Consider the following 671-nt stretch of genomic DNA (forward strand, 5'->3'; position numbering starts at 1 on the left):
AGCGTAGTGGCGTCAAAGCCAGTGCTCAGGTCAATCGAAATCACTTCGTTGGTGCCAGTGTTCGCGCCTACCTGGAACTGCATGGTACCGGCAGAGCCGTCCAACAGCTGCTTGTCCTTACCAAAGGTGGTAGTGGAAGAGATACGGCTCAATTCTGAAGTCATTGCGCTGAATTCAGCATTCAGTGCGTTACGGTCTTTTTCGCTGTTGCTGTCGTTACGGGACTGCAGAGCCAGTTCGCGCATACGCTGCAGGATGTTGGTGGACTCTTGCAGAGCACCTTCAGCAGTCTGAGCGATAGAGATACCGTCGTTGGCGTTCTTGACCGCTACGTTCAGACCACGGATCTGGCTGGTCAGACGGTTGGCGATCTGCAGGCCGGCGGCGTCGTCTTTGGCGCTGTTGATTTTCAGGCCAGAGGACAGGCGCTGCATGGAGCTGCTCAGGCTGTCGGAAGCACGGTTCAGGTTCTTCTGAACAGACAAGGAGGCAACGTTAGTGTTTACGGTCATAGCCATGATGAGATACTCACAAAGTCATTTGATTGATACCCCGGCCTGGCGGTTGCCTCAGTGGCCTGGAGAACCTACGTTTAAGTTATCGGCGCTTGCTCAATTTGCTTTAGGAGAATTCTCTTCAGTGTTTCCTAAGCAGTTGGCTAACTTCGCCCC

At 53.5% G+C, this 671-nt stretch carries 1 protein-coding gene; it reads right to left on the reverse strand.

Annotated features, from left to right (window positions below):
- On the reverse strand, positions 1–518 hold a 518-nt coding region (locus IEX86_RS24785), incomplete at its 3' end, for a flagellin N-terminal helical domain-containing protein (protein WP_444544334.1).
- Between the last annotated feature and the right edge of the window lie 153 nt (positions 519–671).

The sequence above is a fragment of the Pseudomonas asuensis genome (assembly GCF_014646755.1).
Taxonomy (GTDB): domain Bacteria; phylum Pseudomonadota; class Gammaproteobacteria; order Pseudomonadales; family Pseudomonadaceae; genus Chryseomonas; species Chryseomonas asuensis.